Raw genomic sequence first — 25,210 nt, forward strand, 5'->3', positions numbered from 1 at the left:
TTACGTGAATGTTGGACACAAATAGTGTGTCAACTACAGTACAGCAATAGAACCGTTTTTTGTCCACAGCCGAGATCACAAAAAGAAGAGAAAAAGTGAAAAACGCCGTTTTTTGGTTCTGTTTCTAGCACAGAAAACCACATTTTTTTGCTTTTGTAGTTCACCATTATGGCGCTGATAAGCGCCTCAGCGAACTGACAGGCTGTATCTGAACGCTATTCACCTGTATTATACTTAGCCATTGGATACGCTAATATGAGATGCATGATGAACGGTAGAATAACAACTTTTTTTGAAGATAAAGGCTTTGGTTTTATCACCGATGAGAACGGAGATAACCGTTATTTTCACGTTATTAAAGTTGCTAATCCCGAGATGATCAAAAAAGGGGCCGAGGTTACCTTTGAGCCAACAACCAATACCAAAGGGTTGTCGGCATTTGCGGTAAAAGTAGCAATTGAGAGTAAATACATATTCATTGCTAACGAGAGAATCAAACTCACCAGCATCAAGTCATTCAATACTTTTACTAAAGAAGTCCCTGCACAGGCCGAGGTAGACAAAGCTAATACTATACTTTCAGTAAATTTACTGATGAACAAAATCCGGCCGCAGGAAGAAGATATTTCAGAAAAAACCGTGCCATTGAAAATGTTATCGATAACGACATTCCAGAATGTAACTTATACGTTTTCTGAACATGAGGTTGATATCGAGAGTACGGTTGCTAAATTGAAGAGTATTTAATACTGATTCTATTTTTCTTGAAACTAGGGGATATCAGCACCCTCAAGCAGCCCCAAATGCCTTTGGGGCTGTCCGGTCTACCCGGAGAGTTAGATGCTGGCATCCCTGCCCGCTAACGCAAGAACATCCCTTTGATATCCTCTGGTGTTGACGCTAGAAATAATAAAAAATCAGATTATTTTCATTAACTACTTGAACATAAACATTTTAATCAACTCAACGTCAGTACGAGCACCTAGCTTCTTCATAGCAGAACGTTTTTGTCCGCTAACTGTCTTCTCACTTTTCTTCAAAATTCTGGCGATATCACCGCCTGAAAAACCTTCATTAAATAGTTTCAACACAATATTTTCATTTGGCGTCAAATATTGCCGCTCTGATGATGCCAGCCCCAACACCTTAGTAACTTTACGTTCGACCAGATTCTCTTTAAGTCCGCGCAGTTTTCGTTTAAATACCGAGGTAATCTTGTTGATTACTGTATCAACCGAATCTTCTCTGAAAATCATGGTTACATTGCTGAATCTGGGAATACCTTGTAAAAAGCTATTCAGTCTGGCATCACAAATCAAAAAAACATCTGCTTCAGAAGGAGCCTTATCCAAACGTTTCAGCGCTTCGAAAAAGCTGAATTCATCAACACCAATAAAAATCACATCTGCTGAATAAAATGCTTTTCGATAGAATTTAATCTCTTTTTTAAAACCTAACGATGCAAATATTTTTTTTACGACAGTTACCATACCCAGTGTTTGATATTTATCGTTATCGACTATCATACAGCTTATCATATTGGCCACACCCGTTAGCGCTTCAGCACCCCATGAATGGTTAACTCATATCTGTTTGCAATTAATTAAATATTATTACAAATCAAATAGATAACACAATATACTTTCCTACTTGTTAGTAGAACATAGGGGAAAGGAGAGCGATATAGGATGTCAACACCGGAGGGTGTAGGAAACGTCTGTTTCTCTGTGGAATATTTCCTTATTTTTTATTTTTGTTTCAGTTTGCCAAACGTGACAGCATTCAGATTGTATGCAAAAATGTAAAAATATTTAGTAGTCTGAATAGGAAGGTTCTGATGCAAACCATACACCCTATGAAGCTGCATCTCTCATTTAACCTTATTTTAAGTCAAACTACTTTATGAGAAACGTCGGTTTACATGCCCTAAAAACGTTAAGCTGCTTTTCTGCCGTTACTTTCTACTCTGCAAGTAAAACCTGTACTGACCAGTGTTTTTTAGGCGGCGAAGTAATGAGTGTTCTGTACTTTTTATCGATTATTGCTACCCCATTATTTTTCATGATCATCGGTTATATCGACTCTAATGATGAGATAGATCAAAAGGATATCCTCAGTAAATTAAAATCTATAATAACGATTATTATCTTTTGGAACGTCCTTTTCTATTTTATCAATGAGGATGGCTTCAAACGAGGGTATTTCCTGCAAAGTTGGCTTTTGTTCAGCATTGCCATTATTTATCTGCTTAACCCGCTAATCTCGAAGGTTTTGAAAAGTAACAGAACGGCCATCATAACCCTTTCGTGCCTGGTTATTTTCTCGATTACGATCGATCTGATCAGCGCCTTCACCGAAAGGCCATATTTAATTGATTTTCCACAATATTTTAGATTATGGACTTGGGTTTTCTATTATATAACCGGTAGGTTCCTCTGCTCAAAGATGTGCCAGAAAATAACCAAGTTACCGAGAGTGCGTCTCATCGCTAAAGTGCTGCTGCTGCCAACAGCAATCTCAATGTATTTTTACGAAAGTTTTATGTCGATACATGTATATAAAACAGTGAATGCAGGTTATTTCCTTGATAACTTACACGTTTTAATACTAAGTTTATGTTTATTTGTCATATTTGATAACTTTGACACTAAACACCAATGGATAAAGAAAACATTGGCCTATATCAGCCCCTCAATGATCGGGGTGTATATACTGCATGATGGAATTTTCTATTTCATTGCCAGTGCATATAACTTATCCGACGTCACGCTGAGATTTACGTTACTACTGTCAGTATTTGCTGCTTCTGTATTATTGTCGCGTATTCTATTACTCAATAAGTACACATCCCGCTTTATCTCATTTTAATTGCTATCGGCTGGCCGACCAAGCGTGATAATAGGCCAGCCAGAGCTTTTGATTATGCCTGGTTGCATCTCGTCTTGAGGTCGTTAAGAAGGTAGCAGTGGGGTTGATCGGCTACTGGATTTGAATCACGGTTAGCGTATTGCCAAATACCGCACCGGTATCGATATAAAGCTGATTTTTAAATAGTGAGGGTTTCACCAGCGGTGTATGGCCGAAGATAAATTTATCTGCCCCTACAATTTCGTGGTTTTCCCCTTTCATCGATGCGTTAAGACGCTTACGGTTCCAGAGCACTAATTGCTCACTAACAGCTTTGCCGTAGACATATTCATCTGAAGGATAATCAGCATGAGCAACAACATATTTCGCCTGGTCAGTGTTAACTTCAATAATTAAAGGTAATTGTTCTGCCCGCCTAATGAGTTGTTCTACCAGATGTTTATTACTTACATCTAGTAAAAAAAACCATCGCCCACCATTTGCTATCCAAGTGTCAACCTCTCCACCCGCTAACACATCAATTGCCATCTGTTCATGATTACCACGCACCGCATAAAACCAGTGGCTATTAAGCAGTTCGTAACATTCAATATTCTGTAAACCCCGATCAGCCAAGTCTCCGACAGAGACCAGTAAATCAGTCGAACGCTCAAACTGAACACGTTCCAAGGCATCCATCAGTTTTTTATAGCAGCCATGAATATCTCCAACCACGAAGATACGTTGGTATTCGCTGCCGTCTATTTTATGGTACATAACAGGCTCCACAGTCAGTGTATGGCCTGTATTAACCTTAGCTTACTTGAATGTTTTTTGAGCAGTAAATATCTCTATTTTCTGTGGTTCAAGCCGTTACCGCCAACGGGCTGGCACTTATTTCAGTGATTACCAATGAAAGTCTTGAGGAAATGGCGTTGGCAGCAAGAAGTGAGGTAACTGCTCTTTTTAAAGCATCGAGTGTGATCCTCGCCACCAGGCCGGCGTAATCACCGATTTGCTTGGTGAGAATGGCATATCATGATCGAATAAGCCGCCCTTAGGCGGCTTATTTAGCATTGAGGCACTGTTACAAAGGCCGGTATATGCCCCTGTAATGCGCTAATCTTTCGTGGAAATAGTCTCGTTCGTCCAACGAAAGGTTGGCCTCAACTTCATCAACATCAATGTTCTTCTTTTGGCTTTCCATAAAAGCAACCGTGGATGCCACAAAGTCCAGGCTGGTATGGCAATATTCAGAAACCAGTTTCTCTAGTGCTGACATTTCACACCCCCTACTTCGCTACCACACAAATATAATTAACACAAATCATCACATCAACACCGTGAACAAGATCACTAAAAATGACATGCGTATGTTTACTTCAATTGAAACTATCTATCACTATTTTTGGCAGCACAGGTAATACCATACTTAAATAGCATCGCTGGGGTGACAGCGATGCCATCCACAGATCAATTTTTCGCAGGGATCATTTCTCATATTGAACTGCACATCAGTGTCTTTTAAGCTATTTTCCGTTATCTTGTTGGATTAACCTCAAAACAAAAACAGACCACAGAATCGGAGCAGGAATGAGAAAGACAACCATGATTATGATAGCCATTGCACTGGCGGTATTCGCTTATACCTACTTTACCGGGGCGTAGCCATCATCCAACAATGAGACAATTGCCAGAGAGCGGTCTCTACATAACATTTTCTGGCACCGCGCGTTATTTATCTCTATTGAATCGAGGTTACATAAGTAAAAAATGCTAAAAGTTATTGCCCAAGATTTTATAAAACCGGAACACATTATCGATGTTATGCCGCTGTATAAACAATTAGTGGCCAGTACAAAGCGTGAACCACTTTGCATATCCTATGACTTATGTATCAACTATAAAGACCCAGGCCATTTTATTTTTGTTGAGGAATGGCCAGATCAAGCCGCTTTAGACATACATTGTGCCACTGCGCATTTCAGAGAATTGGTTCCACAAATCAACCGATACCAAAGAAGCGAGGGCACCTTCATCTTAATGCACTCTTTTGAATAACCCTTACGGGCGGCGAGTTACACTACGAGTTGCTCCTCCTCATGATATTGATTTTGCCACATAGCGGCGTAACGCCCATTGGTCAGTAATAGCGCGTCGTGGCGGCCTCGCTCTACAATTGCGCCGGCATCCAATACAATAATTTCATCCGCATCAATGATTGTTGATAGGCGATGGGCAATCACCAACGTAGTATGGTCGCGACTAACTTCTCGTAGATGAGCCTGAATTTCGCGCTCAGTTTGCGTATCTAACGCACTGGTTGCTTCATCGAATACCATTATTGCGGGGTTTTTGAGAATAGTGCGCGCAATGGCTACCCGCTGTTTTTCGCCACCGGAAAGCTTCAACCCCCGTTCCCCTACCCGCGTATCATACCCATCTGGCAGGCTGGTAATAAATTTATGGATATGTGCCAGTTTTGCCGCGCGTTCTATCTCTGCAAAAGTTGCAGACGTTCTGCCATAAGCGATGTTATAACGCAATGTGTCATTAAACAGCACGGTATCCTGCGGTACAATGCCGATCGCTTCGCGCAAACTTGACTGGGTAACCGCCCGAATATCCTGATTATCAATATAAATCGCGCCGCCCGTCACATCATAAAAACGGAACAATAAACGTGAAAGCGTTGATTTCCCCGCACCGGAGGCCCCCACTACAGCGACTGTTTTACCCGCAGGGATGCTGAAACTCACGTTATCCAGAATAGGTCTGCGAGGGTCATAACCAAAGCTGACCGACTCAAAACGGACTTCACCTTGTGTCAGTTTCAAAGGTAATGCATCTGGTCTGTCAGTCACTTCTTTCTTAACCATCAGCAGATCGAGCATATTTTCCATATCAATCAGGGCTTGTCTGATCTCAGAATAGATAAACCCAAAGAAATTAAGTGGTTGATATAACTGAAGCAGATAGGCATTAACTAATACGAAATCACCGATAGTCATGTTGCCCTGCGTGATACCTTGCGCCGCCATCGCCATCATGACGACCAATCCAATTGAGATTATTGCAGTCTGTCCAAGGCTCAATGCAGTAAAACTGAATTGATTTTTGATTGCCGCATGTTCATAAAGTTGCCGTGAGGTGTTGAAACGCTGCGCTTCAAACGCTTCATTACCAAAATATTTCACTGTTTCATAATTGAGCAAGCTGTCGATAGACTTAGTGTTAGCATCGGCATTGGCTTTATTTAGCTCACGCCTGAAGCGGGTTCGCCAACTGACGGCCATAACCGTAAACAAGATATAGCACCCAACCGTCACCAAAATCGCGATCGCAAACCAGCCATCTAATAGATGCCACATGATCAACGAAACCAGTGTTATTTCAAACAAAATTGGGAAGATAGAGAACAGCAAGCGCGAAAGTACAGTAGCAACGGCTTGAGTTCCGCGCTCAATTGACAGTGATAAACCACCGGTTTGTCGGTCCAGATGAAAGCGCAAACTTAGCTCATGCAATTGTTTAAATACCCGTAAGCCGAGTAACCGAGTCGCATTCTGGCTAACATGTACAAACATCACGTTTCGCAGTTCCTCAAATAAGGAGGCGCTAATTCTGGCGATGCCGTATGCAATAATGAAACCGATTGGAATAGCCAGCATCTTGGCGTTTTCACTGCTTAATGTATCAACCATTGCCTTATAGGCCAGTGGGACCAGAGTGGTACTAACCTTGGAAACCACCATAAATATCACCGCAGCAACCAAATAATAGCGAAGCTTAGGGTTATTTTTAGGCCACAGATAAGGCAGCAGGAACTTGAGTAAGCGTGAACGATCCATATTTATCTATTTGTCATCTCAGGTGAAATAGTTGTATTTATTTTTTTATATTCTGCCACGTATAAGTGGAATGGCCTAATGAGGCTATCAATATCTTGTCGTCGTAAAATTTAACGACCTACGCTGAGTTGTCCTGCCCCTAGGATGATAGGGAGTCAATGGGGAAACTCACTTCACTTGCCCCTCTTTTTTGATTAACAGACGAGTCTTATAAATCATAAATATTTGTGCACTATAATTAATGTAAATTTACTTAATTTGAGGTTATCTGATGGTGTGGCTGGAACAAGGGCTGTATCTAAGAGTCAGTGAAATGGACAATGGGCCAAGGCCACTACCACTTCAGAGCGGCTTTAATGAAACATCTGCCTATCGGGCATTAGGTCTATTCAATCCATCAGAAACCTCAGATGCTTACTATATATTGTCTAATGACCGCGATGAGATATGGTTTATCTGTAATCGCCATTTACGAACAGTGGCGTTATCGCCACATCCTGAAGATTTTAGAAGACCACTTTCCTCATTCATTGATATGCCTGCGTAAGTACCCTGTTGAGCAACGGTAAAGCAGATGAAACTCATCAATAGTTAGCGAGTTGTGCAACCGCACGCCTCTTGTTTCTGTGCAGTGATAAATTATGCTCATTACAACAAAGGGTCCATCGCCCTTATTCATTCATTTTTTTTGAACAAGATGAACGATTCTCTTTAGTATTCAAATTATGTGATCGGAGTAACATTATTCCTATCGAAAGCAACCCGCTTTCACATACACAAATAGAAGAGAATTTATTATGAAAACTACCATCGCAGCAATCGCACTTATCGCAGCAATCCTGGCACCAACTGTTTCAATGGCAAATATCGGCGACAGTGATAGCTATAAAGGGACCTACTCTATCAGCCAGGGCCAGAATACTACCACCACTGATCAGACAGCCAAAAACTAAGACAAAATAATAGCATAAAGTCCCACTTAGATTAAGTGGGGCTATTTATTAATGCCTTTACATTTAGTCCCTGTAGTATTAAACATCCCCTCAGCCATCCATAATTTATTTTATTATCGTTAAATTACTTCTTATCTTATTCCCCTTCAAATCAAATTAGCTTTATAAAAAATAGCCAATAAAAGATCGGTTATAGCCATAAAAATGCCCCGGCTTGATTAATCGTTTGGTTTGTATACAAGGTGGGAAAATCACTGCGGCCTCCGAATCTCGTCACGATATTCGCATTCGGAAGCCACTCTTGATTGCATTCTTATTCGTCGAAGAACCAGTAACCCTGATTAATCAATTCGGTTAACTCAGCCATGAAAGCTGGGTTATTTAGTGCCTCACCTAGCTCTTTCTTGCCAATCATGGTGTAACGACACAGTGCGTCAGCAGCTTTAGCATCGGTCGTTTCCAGCCGTTCACTGTTGATAAAGAAACTGTCGCCAACTTGCAGAACACGTAAGCCACTCAGGCGCGTCAAGATCTGACCATCCATCAAAGCACCCACAATTTCATCCTGCTCGTAGGGTGGTTGCGCGGCAGAGATATCCAACTCATGGCGCGGCGTAGTAGCAAAGCGGCCGAACCACTGCTTAAAATCTTCCGGCTGATTAATCATATCGACCATCATCTGGCGCAAACGATCAAGCTCGTGTTCCTCAACCCGCCCCGGATGTTCCCGGCAGGTTAAATCAGGATCACTGTAGTGCTCACCGCCGAGATCTTTCTCCAGCGCATAGTCAGCAAAACTACTGATCAGATCCCTGCCATTCGGCCCGCGAAATCCGACAGAGTAATTGAGCGCCGTTTCATGGGTGAAACCGTCGTGCGGAAAGCCCGGCGGGATATATAAAATGTCGCCCGGTTCGAGGTCTTCATCAATGATTGGTGTGAAAGGCTCAACATGCAGCAGCGCTGGATGTGGACAAAACTGCTTTAACGGCAGTTTGTCACCCACGCGCCAGCGGCGGCTGCCCATCCCCTGAATGATAAAGACATCGTATTGGTCGATATGCGGCCCGACACCCCCACCCGGTACGGAAAAAGAGATCATCAGATCGTCTAAACGCCAGTCCGGCAGCACGCGAAATGGGCGCACCAGTTCGGCAGACGGAGCATGCCAGTGGTTAACAGCCTGAGCCAACAACGACCATCCGGTCTCACCCAGGTTATCAAAATGCTCAAACGGCCCATTACTGGCCTGCCACTGGCCATTACTATGGCTGACAAGGCGGCTATCTACCTCCGCTTCCATCGCCAAACCCGCCAGTTCGTCTGGCGTAATAGGATCAATGAAGTTAGGGAAGGCATTTTTTAATATAACAGGTTGTTTTTGCCAGTATTTCTCTAAAAATTCGGGCCAATTAAGATTAAGTTGATAAGCCATGCTTTAACACCAGTGAGAAGACAAACGGCCCTGATTATAAAGTGGCTGCCCCATAGGCCGCCTTGTCATTGGTCAAGGCTATGTCGAGCGCATCAGCAAATAAGTCTATCCCCCCTTGCAAGATGGGGGGATAACGCACCCTTTCTACAGATCGACAGAAATAGTGGCCGGTCTTATTACAATGCGTTAAATCGTGTTTCCACCTCGGTTATGGCGTCTACCCGTGTTTGATGTCGCCCCCCTTCAAATTCTGCATCAAGCCAGGCATCCACAATCATCTTAGCCAGTTCCAACCCTACGACCCTAGAGCCAAAAGCCAGTACATTAGTATTATTATGTTGTCGGGAAAGCTGTGCCGAATAAGGTTCGCTGCACACTACCGCGCGGATACCGGGATGTTTATTTGCCGTAATCGAGATACCTACGCCCGTACCACAAATCAAGACGCCACCATCAGCTTCCCCAGCCGTCACCGCCTCAGCAACTTCATTGGCATAACGTGGATAATCCGTACGTTCTGTAGACCACCAACCTTTGTCAATCACCTTGATGCCACGCGTTTGTAAGTGAGCAACAATATCCGCTTTCAGAATAAATCCAACATGATCACAACCCAGAGCAATACTTTTCATTGAATAACCTCTCATTCGTCAGTAAGCCAAACTTCACAAATTTCAGTTTTATGTGAGCTAAAACGATACTTTTAGTTAAAAACCCCGGCAATGGCGCGTAGCAATGTGTCCATTTTACGCACAATAATCATCAAATTTAAATAACTCGTGTAGTAACCATAAAGAACAATCCGTTAAATACCCCCACACAAAACAATCAAACAATTGATTTTAATTATAATAAATTGATTTATAATATTTCATCCCGCCAATGAGAAACCACACAAACCATAGTTACTTTATAAATTATCAAATTCTGTGAAGTTGATTGCATATTTCGTCAACACATTGTGGTGATATAGTGACGTCTTCAATTTTTGGACATGGGACCGAGATGAGTCAGTCAGAGTTTGATCAAGGTATTCCTAACGGGATCGGTATCGCCCCCTACCTACGAATGAAGCAGGAGGGGATGACGGAAAATGAAAGCCGTATTGTTGAATGGTTTCTTACACCTGGGAACTTGAGTGCCGCACCGGCGATTAAGGATGTTGCCGAGACCCTCATGGTGTCGGAAGCGATGATTGTTAAAGTTTCAAAACTGCTGGGTTTTAGTGGCTTTCGCAATCTGCGCAGTACGTTGATTGATTACTTCTCGCAGTCTGAACAGGTGTTACCGGCTGAGTTATCGTTTGATGAAGCGCCAGAGGATGTGGTTAATAAGGTATTTAACATCACCCTGCGCACGATTATGGAAGGGCAATCGATCGTTAACGTCGATGAAATCCACCGCGCTGCACGCTTTTTCTATGGTGCCAGACAGCGTGATTTATACGGCGTGGGTGGCTCGAATTCGATTTGTGCCGATATCGCGCATAAACTACTGCGTATAGGTGTGCGTTGCCAGGCTTACCAAGACGCACACATTATGATGATGTCCGCTGCATTACTGAAAGAAGGTGATGTGGTGCTGGTAGTGTCCCATTCCGGGCGCACCAGTGATTTAAAAGCCGCTGTAGAATTGGCAAAGAAGAATGGAGCGAAGATTATATGTATTACTCATAGCTATCACTCCCCTATTGCCAAACTGGCTGATTTTATTATTTGCTCGCCAGCACCAGAGACCCCTTTATTAGGGCGAAACGCCTCAGCGCGTATATTACAACTCACATTATTAGATGCATTTTTTGTTTCTGTAGCACAACAAGATATTGAACGAGCCACGATTAATCTGGAAAAAACCGGCGCTATTGTCGACTTTTTCCGGCGAGATAAATAATAGTAATAAAAAACCGGCATGCCTCTATTTTAAGACATGCCGGAACTCTCTCCCTACAATGAGAAATGAGCCATGAATAAACTTCTAAAACTCTTTAGTGGTGCAGCCATAGGTATGATGTTATCCACCAGTGCGTTCGCTGCCGCAGAGTATGCGGTTATTTTAAAAACGCTCTCTAATCCTTTTTGGGTGGATATGAAAAAAGGAATTGAAGAGGAGGCAAAAGTATTAGGTGTCAGTGTAGATATATTTGCGTCCCCCTCTGAAGGTGACTTTCAGTCTCAACTGCAATTATTCGAAGATCTGAGTAATAAGAATTACAAAGGTATAGCCTTTGCGCCACTGTCTTCAGTTAACCTGGTTATGCCTGTGGCTCGTGCCTGGCAAAAAGGAATTTATCTGGTCAATCTCGACGAGAAAATTGATATGGATAATCTGAAAAAAGCTAAAGGCAATGTCGAGGCCTTTGTCACGACCGACAATAATGCGGTAGGTGCCAAAGGAGCGGCTTTTATTATTGATAAATTAGGCACTACCGGTGGTGAAGTCGCTATTATCGAAGGTAAAGCGGGTAACGCTTCTGGTGAAGCACGCCGTGCGGGAGCAACGGAAGCATTTAAGCAAGCCAACCAAATCAAATTAGTTGCCAGTCAGCCTGCTGATTGGGATCGTATTAAAGCGCTAGATGTCGCCACCAATGTTTTGCAGCGCAACCCCAATCTGAAAGCTATCTATTGTGCCAATGACACCATGGCGATGGGGGCAGCACAGGCAGTCGCCAATGCAGGTAAAGTTGGCAAGATTCTGGTTGTCGGCACCGACGGAATCCCCGAAGCACGTAAGATGGTAGATGCCGGGCAAATGACCGCCACGGTTGCACAAAACCCAGCGAATATCGGTGCTACCGGGTTGAAGCTGTTGGTGGAAGCGGTTCAACGGGGGAAAGTGATCCCATTGGATAAACAGCCGCAGTTTACGCTAGTGGATTCTGTACTGGTCACCAAATAGCATTATAGCCGTACCCACCCGGCTAACATCCGGTTAAAGAGCCAGCCACTCACTCGGCTTTCCTCTTACGGGTTAGCTCGGGTAAGGGTAGATTTCGGTAGGAATAAAAACTAAGGTGATTATATGGTCACGCCTTATATCTCTATGGCGGGGATCGGCAAATCCTTTGGGCCGGTTCATGCCTTAAAGTCCGTTGATTTAACTGTTTTCACACATGAAATTCATGCGTTATTAGGTGAGAATGGCGCAGGTAAATCAACGTTAATGAAAGTATTGTCAGGTATTCATTCCCCAACGAGTGGTTCAATAACTATTAATGATATTAATTACGACAAACTGGACCATAAACAGGCAGCGCAATTAGGTATCGGAATCATTTATCAGGAACTTAGTGTTATTGATGAATTGACAGTATTAGAAAATCTTTATATTGGCCGTCACCTGACGAAAAAAGTCTGCGGTATAAACATTGTAGACTGGAGAAAAATGCGTATCCAGGCAGCAATAATGTTATTGCGCGTGGGGTTAAAAGTCAGCCTTGATGAAAAAGTGGCTAATTTATCTATCAGTCATAAACAGATGTTGGAAATTGCTAAAACATTAATGCTCGATGCTAAAGTTATTATTATGGATGAGCCAACCTCATCACTGACTAATAAAGAGGTAGATTATCTCTTCTTAATTATGAATCAGTTGCGCAAGGAGGGCACGGCCATTGTTTATATCTCTCATAAACTGAATGAGATCCGCCGTATTTGCGATCGCTATACAGTAATGAAAGATGGTAGCAGTGTGTGTAGCGGCATGATTCAGGATGTCACTAACGACGATATTGTGCGCTTGATGGTCGGGCGCGAATTACAAAACCGCTTTATTGCCTTCAAAGAAAATGCCGGCAACGTGGTACGCGACACGGTGTTTGAGGTGAAAAACCTGACCAGTCGCGATAAGAAAAAAGTCCGCGATATTTCATTTGCTGTCAACCGGGGCGAGATCTTCGGGTTTGCCGGTTTGGTGGGTTCTGGCCGCACCGAATTAATGAATTGCCTGTTTGGTGTCGACAAAACCAGCCATGGCGAAGTCTGGCTGAATGGCAAAAATATCACCCCCCGCTCCCCGCTGGATGCACTGAAAAAAGGCATGGGCTATATCACTGAAAGCCGGCGTGAAAACGGTTTTTTCGGCAATTTCTCTATCGCTGAAAACATGGCTATCAGCCATAGCTTAAAAGAAGGGGGTTACAAAGGTGCAATGGGGTTGGTTAAGCCACAGCTTGAGCAGGAAATTGCCGAAGAACAACGCAGCCTACTGGCACTAAAGTGCCATTCGGTGTCGCAAAACATCACAGAACTGTCTGGCGGGAATCAGCAAAAGGTATTGATTTCTAAATGGTTATGCTGTCATCCCGACGTGATTATTTTTGATGAACCCACCCGAGGCATTGATGTGGGTGCTAAAGCCGAGATCTATAAAGTGATGCGCACCCTTGCAGATGAGGGAAAAGTCATTCTGATGGTCTCCTCTGAGCTTCCCGAAATTATTACCGTTTGCGACCGTATTGCGGTGTTTTGTGAAGGACGATTGACGCAAATCCTGACCAACCGTGATGACATCAGCGAAGAGGAGATTATGGCATGGGCATTACCACAAGAGTGAAATCGGATACGGCTGGGAAAAAGCCGTTTAACTTCGCCGCTTTTTGGGATAAATACGGCACTTTTTTCATTCTGGCGATCATTGTGGCTATCTTTGGCTCTATTTCGTCGGAGTATTTCCTTACTACCAATAACATCACGCAAATATTCGTCCAAAGCTCGGTCACCGTATTAATTGGGATGGGGGAGTTCTTTGCCATTTTAGTGGCGGGGATCGACTTGTCTGTTGGTGCGATTCTGGCGCTGTCTGGCATGGTTACCGCAAAATTGATGCTGGCAGGGGTCGATCCAATATTCGCAGCACTGATTGGTGGTGTGCTGGTAGGTGGCGCGCTGGGGGCCATTAATGGCTGTCTGGTCAACTGGACCGGCCTGCACCCTTTCATCATCACTCTTGGCACCAATGCCATTTTTCGCGGTATCACCCTGGTGATTTCTGATGCCAACTCGGTGTATGGCTTCTCGTTTGAGTTTGTAAATTTCTTTGCTGCCAGTGTGTTAGGCATTCCGGTACCGGTGTTATTCGCCCTGTTTATCGCCATAGTGCTTTGGTTTCTGACCACCCGTACACGCCTTGGTCGCAATATCTACGCCTTGGGCGGCAATAAAAACTCAGCTTTCTATTCCGGCATTGATGTGAAATTTCACATGCTCGTAGTGTTTATCATCTCGGGTATTTGTGCCGGTCTTGCTGGCGTGGTTTCGACAGCCCGCCTTGGCGCGGCTGAACCTCTGGCCGGGATGGGGTTTGAAACCTATGCCATCGCCAGTGCCATTATTGGTGGTACCAGCTTCTTCGGGGGCAAGGGGCGCATCTTTTCAGTGGTTATTGGTGGCCTGATTATAGGCACCATCAATAACGGCCTAAATATTCTCCAAGTACAAACCTATTACCAACTGGTGGTGATGGGCGGCCTGATTATTGCCGCTGTCGCCCTCGACCGACTTATCAGTAAGTAAGGACTCGATAATGAAGATATCTCCCTCCCTGATGTGTATGGATTTGCTGAAATTTAAAGAGCAAATTGAATTTATTGACCAAAATGCGGACTATTTTCACATCGACATTATGGATGGCCATTTTGTGCCTAACCTGACACTGTCCCCCTTTTTCGTCAGCCAAGTGAAGCGTATCGCCAGCAAACCACTGGACTGCCACTTAATGGTGACGCGCCCACAGGATTACATTGCTCCTTTGGCAAAAGCGGGCGCAGACTTTATCACGCTGCACCCAGAAACCCTCAACGGGCAAGCATTTCGCTTGATCGAGGAGATCCGTAGTTTAGGGATGAAAGTCGGCCTGATCCTCAATCCAGAAACACCGGTCGATAGTATGAAATATTACATTCATAAAGCAGATAAAATAACCGTCATGACGGTGGACCCGGGCTTTGCCGGACAGCCATTTATCCCTGAAATGTTAGGTAAAATTGCTGAACTGAAAGCCTGGCGTGAAAAAAACCAGCTTAATTATGAAATTGAAATTGATGGTTCTTGTAATCAGGCAACTTACCAACGTCTGATTGAGGCTGGGGCCGATGTGCTAATTGTTGGCTCTTCCGGGCTGTTCAATCATGCCTCTGATATCGATAAAGCCTGGGCGCTGATGTCGCAACAAATCATTCATGCCAAGAGTGAGGTGTTACAGCATGCCTAAATATGACGTGGTGATCGGGGTCGATATGGGGGCGACCCATATCCGCTTTTGCTTACTCAAACGCGATGGCGTGATGCTTCATTGTGAGAAATTACGTACCGCTGATGTCATTGTCTCGGGGTTAGTTACTGGATTAAGCGCCCGACTGCATCAATATCTTGAACGTTATAATGCATGCTGCCAAGGGCTGGTCATGGGGTTCCCGGCACTGGTAGAGAACGACAAAAAGAGCATTATTTCCACGCCAAATTTACCGTTAACCTCGACTGACCTGGCGGGGCTGGCCGATAAGCTGAGTGCAGCGCTGCACTGCCCGGTTCAATTCGAGCGCGATGTTAATATGCAACTCTCCTATGACGTACATGAACATCAACTTGAGCGGCAATTGGTCCTCGGTGCTTATCTTGGTACCGGCATGGGTTTTGCTATCTGGATGAATGGCGCCCCCTGGACTGGAGCACACGGCGTGGCAGGTGAATTGGGGCATATCCCCATGGGAGATGATGAAAAGCAGTGTGGATGCGGCAATTACGGCTGTTTGGAAACCACCTGCTCCGGTTTGGCGTTACGCCGATGGTATGACAGCACGCCGCGCGAGTTTGAGCTAAGTGAACTGTTTCTCTATGCCTCTGGGCAGCCGTTTATTGTGCAGTTTATGCAACGGACGGCGAAAGCCATTGCCACCAGCATTAACCTGTTTGATCCCCATGCAATAGTGCTCGGCGGCGGGGTGATGGATATGCCGGGTTTCCCACTAGAAGCATTGATCCGGCAAATACGAACTTATTTGCGCCGCCCGCTTTCCCATGACGTAGTGCGCTTCGTGCAAGCTTCATCGTCAGCATTTAACGGTGCCAGCGGCGCTGCGACAATAGCCAGTAAACAGTGGTTTATTTGACTGAACCTGCGTGTTCTTAAACGATGTCCTCTGCATCAGATATCGGCATATTGAGCCGCATGCTGATTATCTGCCCCGCAGCAGACCGGATTTCAAGTCGCCAGTGTTACCCTTCCCTGACTCAGAGCTGCCCCACGACCCATACCGGTTTTAAACAATATTCGCCGTTGCCGACCGGTATAATTTTAACATGCTGGCCTGACTTATTTTAATATCTTAGCTGCCTGTGCAAGGTAGTCGCTCTTCGACAGTCATATTATCAATATATTCTTTGGCTAATTATTTGCTGAAATTGATATTCTATTTTTCGCATATTTAAAGACGAAATTATTCTGTAGAACTGCCAATTCAAATAATCATCCTCATGATATAGTCAAATCCTATTATTTCACCAAGAAGACTCACAATAAGTGTAATTAACCACTCTTTTCATGTTGTTTTTCCAAAAACTATATATTAGATAATTTTATATAACGGGGAAGTACTATCTTATGCGCAAAATAACTTATTTAATAACAACATTAGCTATCACACTGAGCACCTTTGCATTGTCAGCCAATGCTGCGCCGAAAGGCAAAGACGCTCCGGTGACGATTTTAGTTTCAGCATTAACATACAGTTTTCCTCATTTTGTTTTTCTACAAGAGCAACTTGAAGATGAAGCTAAAAAATTAGGTAATATAAAAATCATTCGCTCTGATGGCCAATTAAGCGCACCTAAACAAATTGCCGATATTGAAGCAGCAATTGTTCAAGGGGTTGATGGCATTATTATTGCCCCAGCCGATGCAACCGCTCTGGCTCCCGTATTACGTAATGCGATTAAAGAAGGTATTTCCGTGGTCACCATTGACCGCCCGGTAAATGGGGTACCCGAAGTTATTGCCAATGTAGCCGCAGATAATTTGATTGGTGCACAGCGTCAAGGGGAAGCAGTAGCAAAATTATTCCCTCAAGGAGCCACTATTATTAACTTACAGGGCATTCCGGGCGACAAAACGGCAAACGATCGTAATAAGGGCGTGCATGACACGTTGGATAAGCAGCCTGAACTTTACAAATTTGTCGCCGAGCAAACCGCACGCTTTAACCGTGACCAGGGCTTATCTGTTACAGAAAATCTGTTAACTGGCCTGGCTGAGACCCCAACAGTTATTGTCGCAGCTAATGATGACAGCGCGTTAGGGGCCGCCCAAGCGGTTGAAGCGCGAGGCTTAAAAGGCAAAATTGCTATCTTTGGTTACGATGGTTCAACTGATGCATTAAAGGCAGTACGAGACGGTGTACTCACCGCGACAATCGATCAGTACCCTGGGAAACAAGGCCGAGAGGCAGTAAAAATTCTGACCGATTACATCCGTACAGGTGCTCGCCCGGCAACAGCAGATGTCTTGGTTAGCCCTGTCGCAATTACCAGCAAAAATCTTAATGATGCAGAACGAATCGGGCTCGTAAAATAATGTCGTCCGCTATGTTATCACTCTCATCACCACCCGATTCTCCAGAAATCAATCGGGAAACAGATGAATATATTAGTGTCAGGAATCTGACCAAATTATTTTTTGGTCAGATGGTGCTTGATAACGTCTCTTTTTCTTTGCAGGCGGGGGAAATAAGAGCGTTATTAGGCGAAAATGGGGCCGGTAAATCAACACTAATTAATATATTAAGTGGCGTGCACCAACCTGATAGCGGCACTATTATTTTGCAAGGTCATACGACCTCATTTAATAAGCCACTTGATGCCTGGAAGGCGGGTATTACAACTATTCATCAGGAATTTAGCCTGTTCCCTGATTTAACGGTGGCCGAAACTATTTTCACCGGACATTTGCCGGTGAATCGATTTGGTTTTGTCCGTTGGAACACCATAGTGAAAGATGCGCGCCACGTATTGGCATTACTTGGCGTGACTATCAATCCCTTACGCAAGATTGCTGAATTAAGCATTGCTGAACAGCAGTTAGTTGAAATTGCGCGGGCGCTAACCTCCAAGCCCCGATTAATTATTATGGATGAGCCAACCGCGGCATTAAGTCCAGCGGAAGTGGATAAATTACAACAGGTGGTACGTACCATTGCTAAAAGCGGAGTGGCTGTTATTTACGTCAGCCACCGCCTTGAAGAAATTAAAGCCTTATGCCAAACCTACAGCGTGTTAAGAGATGGTCTACTGGTCGGAGAAGGAGACGTCAAAGATGTCTCTATTGAGAGTCTGGTCCGTTTGATGGTAGGGCGCGATTTAGCGCAGTTCGACCGCAATGCGAGTCATATTACAGGTAGCAATATTCTGGAAGTCGAAAACCTGTCGAGTGCAGCGACGGGAGCTGAACGTGTCACCGTACGTAATGTCAGCTTTACGGTCAGGGCGGGTGAGATTGTCGGTTTTGCCGGGCTGGTAGGGGCCGGAAGAACTGAAATTGCCCGGCTGTTATTTGGCGCAGACCCAATAGGAAGCGGGACATTACGTATTAAGGGCAAAGCCTACCACCCGGCCTCCCCCCGTGATGCAATTGCTGCCGGTATTGGTCTGGTGCCGGAAGACCGTAAGCAGCAAGCCTTGTTTATGTCGCTGACGGTGGAAGAGAATTTCGCGATTATCTACTCCCCTTTACGCACGACCCGCCACGTCATTGATCGTCAACGTGAACGGATTTCCTTTCTTGATTTTAAAAAACAGCTAAACCTGCGCGCCGTCAGTTTGGGGGCCAATATTGCCACCTTATCAGGGGGCAATCAGCAAAAGGTAGTACTGGCACGTTGGATGGCTCAGCACCCGGCGCTGCTGATTGTCGATGAGCCGACGCGCGGCGTCGATATTGCCGCAAAAGCGGATGTCCACCGGTTGCTACGTGATATGGCGGCAAAGGGTGTCGCTATCATTCTGATTTCCTCGGATTTACCTGAAGTCCTTGCCGTCAGTGACCGTATTCTCACTCTGCGCGCCGGTCAATTGACCGGGGAGTTGTCGGCACAGGAAGCGAATGAAGAAAACGTTATGCAATTAATGACGCGCCCTATTGCGCAAGTGTGAATTAATTTATTGGATTAGAGATATGACTATGAGCTCGACAATCCTGATTAAAAATCAAAACAGCAATAAGAAGAAAGCTCTTCTGGCGCGTTATGCCCCACTTATTTTTCTTGTGTTGCTGATGGCGCTATTTACGTTATTGGCTCCGCGTTTTCTCTCATCAATCAATCTTTTTAATATTGTCAGGCAAGTTTCTATCTACGGCATTATCGCGGTGGGAATGACATTTATTATTCTGACCCGTGGCATTGATTTATCCGTCGGGGCGATTGCCGCTTTATCGGGAATGGTCGCCGCGGTAGTCGCCAAAGGCGGTATTGAAGGCCAGTTTATGTTGTTCTCTGATGGACGGGAAATTGCCTGGCAATGGGCAGCATTGGCCGCAATTATCACCGGCGGACTAGCGGGCGCATTACAAGGATTGATTATTGCCCGCCTGACTGTACCCGCCTTTGTCGTGACCTTGGGCGGGCTGACCGTATTTCGCGGGCTAACGCTGATGATAAGTAATGGCAGCCCGGTCAGTGGGGTTGATGAAGCCTTTGGTTGGTGGGGGCGTGGCATGGTTGGCCCGGTTCCGGTGCCAGTCATCGTCTTTGCGCTGGTCGCGATTATTGCCTCACTCACGTTGCACTATACCCGCTATGGCCGCTCCATTTATGCCATTGGATCGAATCCTGAAGCGGCACGTTTATGTGGCCTGAATGTGAAAGGCGTGGTGACCAGTGTTTATGCGCTAACCGGATTATTCGCCGGGCTGGGCGGCTTTTTACTCACCGCGCGCCTGAATTCGGCAGAAGCCGTGGCGGGTAACCAGTATGAATTGTATGTGATAGCGGCGGTAGTTATTGGTGGCACTAGTTTGTATGGCGGAACCGGCAGTATTTGGGGAACGGTAATTGGCACACTGCTGATTGGTGTGTTGTTAAACGGACTGGTCATTCTGAATATATCCCCATACATACAGCAGTTGCTGATCGGCATCATTATTGTTGCCGCCGTGACATTTGATATTTTCATCAAAAGGCAAAAAAGATGAGCAGAGCTGTCTTCCTTACCGGCACCTCTGCCATCGAGGCGGCCAAACAAACGCTATCAGCAACCTCTTTATCCGCTGAATTTGACAATGGATCTTTACGTTGGATTCGCTGGCATGGCGTAGAAATCTTGCGGGCGGTGACCTTCTTGGTTCGCACTCCGGGATGGGGAACGCCAGAACCGCAGATTAGTGGGTTGGATATTCATCAGAGTGATGATGCCTTTGAAGTGAACTATCAGGCACATTACGTTAATGGCAGCGAACAACTCAGGGTCAATATCCACTTTGCAGGCCGTAGCGATGGAACATTGTCAGCCAGCGCCCGTATTGCTGCCGACACCTCTTTTGAAACCAACCGTACCGGTTTTGTTGTGCTGTATCCCTTGGTCGGGTTTGCCGGTACCACCGTTCATGTCGAACATGCGGCGGGAGAAAGTACTGATTTAACCATCCCTGATGCCATCAGCCCTGGGCAACCTATATTCAATATTCGGGCAATTACCCATCGGCCAATTGAGAATCTCTCCGTTATCACTCGATTTGATGGTGATATTTTTGAAGCCGAAGACCATCGCAATTGGTCGGATGCCTCTTTTAAGATATACAGCCGCCCGATTGGTTTGCCTTATCCCTATCGCTTGCTACCAGAGCAGGTATTGCATCAATCAGTCATCATTCATATCAGCGACAACACCAACCGATCACCAGATAAACCGGTCATTGATGCGGCACCCATTGCCCGCGTGGATGTTGGCGCGCTAACCCAACAATCCATGCCAGCCATTGGCTTGGGGCTGTCTGCTGATGAGAGTGCACAGGCTATCGCTTATGCATCACAACTGGCCAATATTGGCCCGCTACATTTTTTGCTGCGCTATGACCCCTCCTCGTCACACAATATTGAACATCTCGCCGCCGCAAGCCAACTGGCTTCCCGCACGAAGTTGCCGGTAGCGGTTGAATTACTGTTAACCGCCAGCCATGACCCGGCACCGGAGATAGCACAGGCAGCAAAACTGTTGCAAGATGTTGGCATCTCGCCGGTATCAGTGGCTATTTTCGCCAAAACGGATGAACGCTCATTCCAGCCCGGTGAAGTTCGCCCACCATCCCCCACTGATACCACTATCTATGCTGAAGCTAAAAACGCCTTCCCTGGTATTCCGGTAGGGGGCGGAAGCCCTGCATTCTTTACTGAATTCAACCGCAAGCGCCCTTCTCTTGGTGCATTTGATTTTATTACACATGCGACAACACCCACCGTTCATGCGGCGGATGATGCCTCAGTAATAGAAACCTTGCAGTCATTGCCACACATCATTCGCTCCGCCCGGCACATCGCTGGCAATGTGCCATATCGCATTGGCCCGATTGGGATTGGCGCGCGGTTAAACCCATATGGCGAGGGTCCGATCGCTAATCCGAATTCTGCCCGCGTGGGGCTGGCCGCGAATGATCCTCGCCAGCGCGGCCTATTTGCTGCGGCGTGGCATGTTGGCTACGCCGCCGTAATCGCAAAATATGGCATTAATAGCTTGGTGCTGGCGGCACCGACCGGGCCGTTTGGCGTGATTTCAACTAAACAGCGCTATGCCCGTCAGTGGTGGGATGAACAGAGTGAAGGTAGCGTGTATCCGTTATTTCATGTGGTGGCTGATTTGGCTTCCGCCAGTGGTAAACCGCGCCTTGAGGTGACATCAAGCAATGAAAAACTGGCCGTTATTGGCTGGCAGGAAAACCGTGAAAACATCTTGTTGATTGCCAATCTTGCCAGTGAATCGGTGAATGTCACGGTGGCAGATGTGGATCTTGTAAAGGTTCGTATCCTGGATGTTGCTCACAGTGAGCAGGCCGCACTATCACCACAGCTATTCCGCCAGGCAAGTGAGGCACGGGATATTGGTCAGGGCATCAGTCTGGATGCCTATGCGATCGCAAGAATCAGTTATCAGAGACCATTAAATAAATGACTTCAAAACTGAAAGGGGCCGTTATTGGCTGTGGCTTTTTTGCCCAAAATCATCTGGCCGGTTGGAAAGATATTGAAGATGTCGACATTGTCGCGGTATGTGATCTGGATATTGAGAAAGCCAAAGCAGCGGCAGAGAAATTCGGCATCACGCATTATACCGACGATGCTAATGCGCTGTTGGCGGCACAAACATTAGATTTTGTCGATCTTCCTACCACGATGGAAACCCATGAAGCCTTGGTTCGCACTGCGGTGTCACACCATATTGCGGTGATTGTGCAAAAACCGTTTGCGCCCGACCTTGCGGGATGCCGACGGATGGTTGCCATGGCGCAAGCCGCGAATGTGCCGCTGATGGTCCATGAGGACTTTCGCTTTCAGAATGTATTCAGGGCCGCCAAAAAGATTATCGACCGTGGTGAATTGGGCGAATTAACCTTTGGCCGGCTCTCCTGGCGAACCGCCATTGATGTCTATTCGAACCAACCTTATCTGATAAAAGTTAAACGTTTCATGATCATGGACGTCGGGATCCACTTATTGGATCTGGCGAGATTCCTATTTGGCGAGGTTCAGGGGGTGTTTTGCCGCACGCAGCAAATCAAGGTGGGTATTGCCGGTGAAGATGCTGCCACCCTCTTGCTCTCACATGAGAATGGCGCAACGACGGTGCTCGATTTCAGCTATGCCTCACAACGCTTATCCAGACCCCTTCCCACAAACATTGGTCGAGATTGAAGGTACCGCAGGCACCTTGTTAATTGGCGCCGATCAGGTGCTAACCCTCCATACCCAGGGTGAGTCCCGGCAAGAAAAGATCGAACATGACGCGCGTTCATGGACGAGTGAGCCATGGAAACAGATTCAGGACAGCGTGGTGCATACGCAACGCCATTTTATTGAGTGTTTGCGCCAGAATCGCGAACCGGAGACGTCGGGGCGGGACAGTTTATTAACTTATGGTTTGCTTGAGGCGGCCTATTTGTCAGCGGCCACTGCACAGCAAGTTCTGCCCGAGAGAGATTAAGTATCGCGAGGTGAAATGATGGGATTAGAAAATACACGGCCACTGGGAAGATCAGGGTTTCAAATACCGACCATTGGGGTAGGAACATGCCCACTCGGCGAATTGTTCGAAGAAATTACTGAACAGGATGCGCAAGCAACGCTAGAAACCGCATGGAATAGTGGTATCCGCTTATATGACACCGCACCTTGGTATGGGCGCGGCCAAGGAGAGCATAGAACCGGGCGATTTCTGTATAGAAAGCATCGTGACGATTATGTGCTGTCAACCAAAGTAGGCCGACGCCTGCTAGCGCCTCGCGCGCGTAACACCTTCCAAACAGCACCCTGGCAAGGTGGCCTGGCCTTTGATCATGTCCATGATTACACCTATGACGGCATCTTGCGCTCGTATGAAGACAGCCTACAGCGATTGGGGATCAATAAAGTCGATATTTTATATATCCATGACTTAGATACTGGCTATTTCCCCCATGAGCAAGCGTTACTTGGCAAGTTAAAAGAGCTGGAGTCTGGCGGTTTCAGGGCATTGGAAGAGTTGAAAGCAGCCGGTGAGATTGCCGCGTTCGGGGCTGGAATTAATGAGCCGGGTATGATTAACCGCTTTCTGGATCGCTATCCCTTAGATGTGTTTCTGGTAGCGTCTCGCTACACCTTACTGGAGCAAGAGATCTACGCTGACGAGCTATTGCGGGCGCAACAACAAGGGGCCGGTATTGTCATTGGCGGCGTATTTAACTCCGGTGTCTTGGCGACCGGCATCCATGATGGCGCACGTTATGACTATGGCAAATTACCGGTTTCTGTTGCTGATAGAGTCAAAAAACTGCAAGCCGTCGCGGCTGACTTTGCGGTGCCACTCGCGGCCGCCGCCTTGCAATTTCCGTTAGGATTCAGTGCCGTCACCAGTGTGCTGTACGGCCCCGCCAGATTCGCTGAAGTTACGCAAAATTCATTGAGTTTTCAGCACCCTATTCCAACAGCATTTTGGCATGCCTTAAGAACGCAGGGGTTGATTGCGGAACATATTCCACTACCCGGCCTGCCAGTATAAGCGCAGACCCGTTATTTTTACCAGGGGGTTTTATGACATACAAAACAATAATTTCTGCCAAAGAATTAGCTGAACATCTACATGATACCGATTGGGTCATTTTGGATGCACGTTTCACGCTGGATGATGAAAGTTGGGGGCAAAGTCAGTACTTGGTGGGGCACATCCCCGGTGCTCACTATGCAAATTTGGCCACTGATTTATCTGGCACCGTCATTCCAGGGCATACCGGCCGGCGACCACTGCCACAAATTGATGTGTTTGCAAAAACACTGTCTCAGTGGGGAATTGGCCCCAACACCCAAGTTATTGTGTATGACGCAAGCGGGGGATTGATGGCTGCATCACGAACATGGTGGATGTTGCGCTGGTTGGGACATGATGCGGTGGCGGTATTGGATGGCGGCTGGCCTTTATGGCTTAAGTCCGGTTACCCAACCACCATCGAGATCCCGACACCGGCTTTTGCCACCTTCGTTGCGCAAGAGCGCCCTGATTATATTGCGAACGTAACGCAGGTCGATAACGTTCGCCAGAACCCTGAGTGGGCGGTGTTTGATTCCCGCTCGGAAGAAGGTTTCCATGGCGGGGGGGTCTATCATGATCCCGTTCGTGGTCACATCCTTGGCGCCAGGTTGGCTGACCGTGCGAACACGCTCGATAGCAATGGGCAATTTCGCTCACCACAAGAGTTACGCCAGCATTACACCCGCTTATTGGGGGATGTGCCGATTGAGCACACAATATTTTACTGTGGATCTGGGGTCACTGCGGCACAGAATCTGTTGGCTGTAGCGCATGCCGGTCTGGGGGATGCCAAACACTATGTAGGTTCTTGGAGTGAATGGATTATTGATCCCGCCCGTGCCGTTGAATTATAGCTTCCCGTGG

Annotated in this window: 25 protein-coding genes and 1 pseudogene; 20 read left to right on the forward strand and 6 right to left on the reverse strand. The window is 46.0% G+C overall.

What is annotated here, in order from left to right:
- Positions 1-267 precede the first annotated feature (267 nt).
- Positions 268-747: a cold-shock protein gene (locus tag V1956_RS18750; protein WP_083159694.1), complete on the forward strand. Its 480-nt coding sequence runs from the start codon at positions 268-270 to the stop codon at positions 745-747.
- Between the two features lie 188 nt (positions 748-935).
- Here the strand turns inward: V1956_RS18750 and V1956_RS18755 are convergent, their stop codons facing one another.
- The gene (locus tag V1956_RS18755) at positions 936-1,526 is read right to left on the reverse strand and encodes a helix-turn-helix transcriptional regulator (protein WP_102970450.1); all 591 of its coding nucleotides are present in this window, start codon (positions 1,524-1,526) and stop codon (positions 936-938) included.
- A 376-nt stretch (positions 1,527-1,902) separates the two neighbouring features.
- Between V1956_RS18755 and V1956_RS18760 the strand changes: the two genes are divergently transcribed.
- Positions 1,903-2,868 carry an acyltransferase gene (locus V1956_RS18760; protein WP_372558322.1) on the forward strand — a complete coding sequence of 322 codons (966 nt, stop codon included), beginning with the start codon at positions 1,903-1,905 and terminating at the stop codon, positions 2,866-2,868.
- 111 nt (positions 2,869-2,979) lie between these two features.
- Here V1956_RS18760 and V1956_RS18765 read toward each other — a convergent pair whose 3' ends face one another.
- Complete coding sequence (locus V1956_RS18765; RefSeq protein ID WP_372558321.1) at positions 2,980-3,624, reverse strand: metallophosphoesterase; 645 nt, start codon at positions 3,622-3,624, stop codon at positions 2,980-2,982.
- An 80-nt stretch (positions 3,625-3,704) separates the two neighbouring features.
- On the opposite strand from V1956_RS18765, the pseudogene V1956_RS18770 reads away from it, so the two are divergent.
- Positions 3,705-3,854: pseudogene (locus V1956_RS18770) on the forward strand (TOBE domain-containing protein); the annotation flags it as partial.
- An 80-nt stretch (positions 3,855-3,934) separates the two neighbouring features.
- Here V1956_RS18770 and V1956_RS18775 read toward each other — a convergent pair.
- Positions 3,935-4,129, reverse strand: coding sequence for a glycogen synthase (locus V1956_RS18775; RefSeq protein ID WP_372558320.1), 195 nt, complete (start codon positions 4,127-4,129; stop codon positions 3,935-3,937).
- A 491-nt stretch (positions 4,130-4,620) separates the two neighbouring features.
- Here V1956_RS18775 and V1956_RS18780 point away from each other — a divergent pair, with 491 nt between their 5' ends.
- Positions 4,621-4,908 (forward strand): putative quinol monooxygenase, encoded by a 288-nt coding sequence (locus V1956_RS18780; protein ID WP_442825465.1) that lies wholly within the window; start codon positions 4,621-4,623, stop codon positions 4,906-4,908.
- A gap of 17 nt (positions 4,909-4,925) precedes the next feature.
- On the opposite strand, the gene V1956_RS18785 is transcribed toward V1956_RS18780, so the two are convergent.
- Positions 4,926-6,698, reverse strand: coding sequence for an ABCB family ABC transporter ATP-binding protein/permease (locus V1956_RS18785; protein ID WP_420070754.1), 1,773 nt, complete (start codon positions 6,696-6,698; stop codon positions 4,926-4,928).
- Between the two features lie 271 nt (positions 6,699-6,969).
- On the opposite strand from V1956_RS18785, the gene V1956_RS18790 reads away from it, so the two are divergent.
- Both V1956_RS18790 and V1956_RS18795 read left to right on the forward strand, forming a co-directional pair.
- Complete coding sequence (locus V1956_RS18790; RefSeq protein ID WP_083159708.1) at positions 6,970-7,245, forward strand: hypothetical protein; 276 nt, start codon at positions 6,970-6,972, stop codon at positions 7,243-7,245.
- A gap of 250 nt (positions 7,246-7,495) precedes the next feature.
- Positions 7,496-7,651: a hypothetical protein gene (locus V1956_RS18795; protein ID WP_193784700.1), complete on the forward strand. Its 156-nt coding sequence runs from the start codon at positions 7,496-7,498 to the stop codon at positions 7,649-7,651.
- 313 nt (positions 7,652-7,964) lie between these two features.
- Here the strand turns inward: V1956_RS18795 and V1956_RS18800 are convergent, their stop codons facing one another.
- Both V1956_RS18800 and rpiB read right to left on the reverse strand, forming a co-directional pair.
- Positions 7,965-9,086, reverse strand: coding sequence for a ribosomal protein uL16 3-hydroxylase (locus V1956_RS18800; protein ID WP_083159711.1), 1,122 nt, complete (start codon positions 9,084-9,086; stop codon positions 7,965-7,967).
- A 176-nt stretch (positions 9,087-9,262) separates the two neighbouring features.
- Positions 9,263-9,718, reverse strand: coding sequence for a bifunctional allose-6-phosphate isomerase/ribose-5-phosphate isomerase RpiB (gene rpiB / locus V1956_RS18805; RefSeq protein ID WP_050081743.1), 456 nt, complete (start codon positions 9,716-9,718; stop codon positions 9,263-9,265).
- Between the two features lie 373 nt (positions 9,719-10,091).
- Between rpiB and V1956_RS18810 the strand changes: the two genes are divergently transcribed.
- The 14 genes from V1956_RS18810 to V1956_RS18875 all read left to right on the forward strand — a co-directional run bounded on the left by V1956_RS18810 (position 10,092) and on the right by V1956_RS18875 (position 25,200).
- Complete coding sequence (locus tag V1956_RS18810; protein WP_083159713.1) at positions 10,092-10,976, forward strand: MurR/RpiR family transcriptional regulator; 885 nt, start codon at positions 10,092-10,094, stop codon at positions 10,974-10,976.
- Positions 10,977-11,048: 72 nt separating this feature from the next.
- On the forward strand, positions 11,049-11,984 hold the full coding sequence (alsB, locus tag V1956_RS18815) for a D-allose transporter substrate-binding protein (RefSeq protein WP_420072129.1): 936 nt from the start codon (positions 11,049-11,051) through the stop codon (positions 11,982-11,984).
- A gap of 123 nt (positions 11,985-12,107) precedes the next feature.
- A complete protein-coding gene (gene alsA / locus V1956_RS18820; protein WP_442825466.1) occupies positions 12,108-13,640 on the forward strand; it encodes a D-allose ABC transporter ATP-binding protein AlsA in 1,533 nt (510 codons plus the stop codon).
- Complete coding sequence (alsC, locus tag V1956_RS18825) at positions 13,619-14,599, forward strand: D-allose ABC transporter permease (protein WP_049605299.1); 981 nt, start codon at positions 13,619-13,621, stop codon at positions 14,597-14,599. The genes alsA and alsC overlap by 22 nt, the downstream gene beginning before the upstream one ends.
- Before the next feature lie 10 nt (positions 14,600-14,609).
- On the forward strand, positions 14,610-15,296 hold the full coding sequence (alsE, locus tag V1956_RS18830) for a D-allulose 6-phosphate 3-epimerase (RefSeq protein ID WP_442825467.1): 687 nt from the start codon (positions 14,610-14,612) through the stop codon (positions 15,294-15,296).
- On the forward strand, positions 15,289-16,194 hold the full coding sequence (gene alsK / locus V1956_RS18835; RefSeq protein WP_420075319.1) for an allose kinase: 906 nt from the start codon (positions 15,289-15,291) through the stop codon (positions 16,192-16,194). The genes alsE and alsK overlap by 8 nt, the downstream gene beginning before the upstream one ends.
- 491 nt (positions 16,195-16,685) lie before the next feature.
- Positions 16,686-17,654 carry a substrate-binding domain-containing protein gene (locus tag V1956_RS18840; RefSeq protein ID WP_083159721.1) on the forward strand — a complete coding sequence of 323 codons (969 nt, stop codon included), beginning with the start codon at positions 16,686-16,688 and terminating at the stop codon, positions 17,652-17,654.
- The gene (locus tag V1956_RS18845; RefSeq protein WP_442825468.1) at positions 17,654-19,228 is read left to right on the forward strand and encodes a sugar ABC transporter ATP-binding protein; all 1,575 of its coding nucleotides are present in this window, start codon (positions 17,654-17,656) and stop codon (positions 19,226-19,228) included. Before V1956_RS18840 ends, V1956_RS18845 begins: the two co-directional genes overlap by 1 nt.
- 28 nt (positions 19,229-19,256) lie before the next feature.
- A complete protein-coding gene (locus V1956_RS18850; RefSeq protein WP_372558312.1) occupies positions 19,257-20,267 on the forward strand; it encodes an ABC transporter permease in 1,011 nt (336 codons plus the stop codon).
- Positions 20,264-22,237 carry a hypothetical protein gene (locus tag V1956_RS18855; protein WP_420075077.1) on the forward strand — a complete coding sequence of 658 codons (1,974 nt, stop codon included), beginning with the start codon at positions 20,264-20,266 and terminating at the stop codon, positions 22,235-22,237. The genes V1956_RS18850 and V1956_RS18855 overlap by 4 nt, the downstream gene beginning before the upstream one ends.
- Positions 22,234-22,977 (forward strand): Gfo/Idh/MocA family protein, encoded by a 744-nt coding sequence (locus V1956_RS18860; RefSeq protein WP_442825469.1) that lies wholly within the window; start codon positions 22,234-22,236, stop codon positions 22,975-22,977. Before V1956_RS18855 ends, V1956_RS18860 begins: the two co-directional genes overlap by 4 nt.
- The gene (locus tag V1956_RS18865; protein ID WP_442825470.1) at positions 22,925-23,266 is read left to right on the forward strand and encodes a hypothetical protein; all 342 of its coding nucleotides are present in this window, start codon (positions 22,925-22,927) and stop codon (positions 23,264-23,266) included. Before V1956_RS18860 ends, V1956_RS18865 begins: the two co-directional genes overlap by 53 nt.
- Positions 23,267-23,281: 15 nt before the next feature.
- The gene (locus V1956_RS18870) at positions 23,282-24,319 is read left to right on the forward strand and encodes an aldo/keto reductase (protein ID WP_442825471.1); all 1,038 of its coding nucleotides are present in this window, start codon (positions 23,282-23,284) and stop codon (positions 24,317-24,319) included.
- 32 nt (positions 24,320-24,351) lie between these two features.
- Positions 24,352-25,200 carry a sulfurtransferase gene (locus tag V1956_RS18875; RefSeq protein ID WP_442825472.1) on the forward strand — a complete coding sequence of 283 codons (849 nt, stop codon included), beginning with the start codon at positions 24,352-24,354 and terminating at the stop codon, positions 25,198-25,200.
- Positions 25,201-25,210: the final 10 nt, after the last annotated feature.

Origin of the sequence: Yersinia sp. 2540 StPb PI, from assembly GCF_052217165.1 — a bacterium.
GTDB lineage: Bacteria > Pseudomonadota > Gammaproteobacteria > Enterobacterales > Enterobacteriaceae > Yersinia > Yersinia enterocolitica_E.

Coding starts and splice junctions, on each gene's coding strand:
- V1956_RS18810 (WP_083159713.1), top strand. CDS start 10,092: ATGAGTCAGTCAGAGTTTGATCAAGGTATTCCTAACGGGATCGGTATC.
- V1956_RS18795 (WP_193784700.1), top strand. CDS start 7,496: ATGAAAACTACCATCGCAGCAATCGCACTTATCGCAGCAATCCTGGCA.
- V1956_RS18750 (WP_083159694.1), top strand. CDS start 268: ATGAACGGTAGAATAACAACTTTTTTTGAAGATAAAGGCTTTGGTTTT.
- alsK (WP_420075319.1), top strand. CDS start 15,289: ATGCCTAAATATGACGTGGTGATCGGGGTCGATATGGGGGCGACCCAT.
- alsE (WP_442825467.1), top strand. CDS start 14,610: ATGAAGATATCTCCCTCCCTGATGTGTATGGATTTGCTGAAATTTAAA.
- V1956_RS18785 (WP_420070754.1), bottom strand. CDS start 6,698: ATGGATCGTTCACGCTTACTCAAGTTCCTGCTGCCTTATCTGTGGCCT.
- V1956_RS18850 (WP_372558312.1), top strand. CDS start 19,257: ATGAGCTCGACAATCCTGATTAAAAATCAAAACAGCAATAAGAAGAAA.
- V1956_RS18875 (WP_442825472.1), top strand. CDS start 24,352: ATGACATACAAAACAATAATTTCTGCCAAAGAATTAGCTGAACATCTA.
- V1956_RS18800 (WP_083159711.1), bottom strand. CDS start 9,086: ATGGCTTATCAACTTAATCTTAATTGGCCCGAATTTTTAGAGAAATAC.
- V1956_RS18755 (WP_102970450.1), bottom strand. CDS start 1,526: ATGATAGTCGATAACGATAAATATCAAACACTGGGTATGGTAACTGTC.
- V1956_RS18855 (WP_420075077.1), top strand. CDS start 20,264: ATGAGCAGAGCTGTCTTCCTTACCGGCACCTCTGCCATCGAGGCGGCC.
- V1956_RS18840 (WP_083159721.1), top strand. CDS start 16,686: ATGCGCAAAATAACTTATTTAATAACAACATTAGCTATCACACTGAGC.
- alsA (WP_442825466.1), top strand. CDS start 12,108: ATGGTCACGCCTTATATCTCTATGGCGGGGATCGGCAAATCCTTTGGG.
- alsC (WP_049605299.1), top strand. CDS start 13,619: ATGGGCATTACCACAAGAGTGAAATCGGATACGGCTGGGAAAAAGCCG.
- V1956_RS18765 (WP_372558321.1), bottom strand. CDS start 3,624: ATGTACCATAAAATAGACGGCAGCGAATACCAACGTATCTTCGTGGTT.
- V1956_RS18760 (WP_372558322.1), top strand. CDS start 1,903: ATGAGAAACGTCGGTTTACATGCCCTAAAAACGTTAAGCTGCTTTTCT.
- V1956_RS18860 (WP_442825469.1), top strand. CDS start 22,234: ATGACTTCAAAACTGAAAGGGGCCGTTATTGGCTGTGGCTTTTTTGCC.
- V1956_RS18870 (WP_442825471.1), top strand. CDS start 23,282: ATGATGGGATTAGAAAATACACGGCCACTGGGAAGATCAGGGTTTCAA.
- alsB (WP_420072129.1), top strand. CDS start 11,049: ATGAATAAACTTCTAAAACTCTTTAGTGGTGCAGCCATAGGTATGATG.
- V1956_RS18790 (WP_083159708.1), top strand. CDS start 6,970: ATGGTGTGGCTGGAACAAGGGCTGTATCTAAGAGTCAGTGAAATGGAC.
- V1956_RS18845 (WP_442825468.1), top strand. CDS start 17,654: ATGTCGTCCGCTATGTTATCACTCTCATCACCACCCGATTCTCCAGAA.
- V1956_RS18865 (WP_442825470.1), top strand. CDS start 22,925: ATGCCTCACAACGCTTATCCAGACCCCTTCCCACAAACATTGGTCGAG.
- rpiB (WP_050081743.1), bottom strand. CDS start 9,718: ATGAAAAGTATTGCTCTGGGTTGTGATCATGTTGGATTTATTCTGAAA.
- V1956_RS18780 (WP_442825465.1), top strand. CDS start 4,621: ATGCTAAAAGTTATTGCCCAAGATTTTATAAAACCGGAACACATTATC.
- V1956_RS18775 (WP_372558320.1), bottom strand. CDS start 4,129: ATGTCAGCACTAGAGAAACTGGTTTCTGAATATTGCCATACCAGCCTG.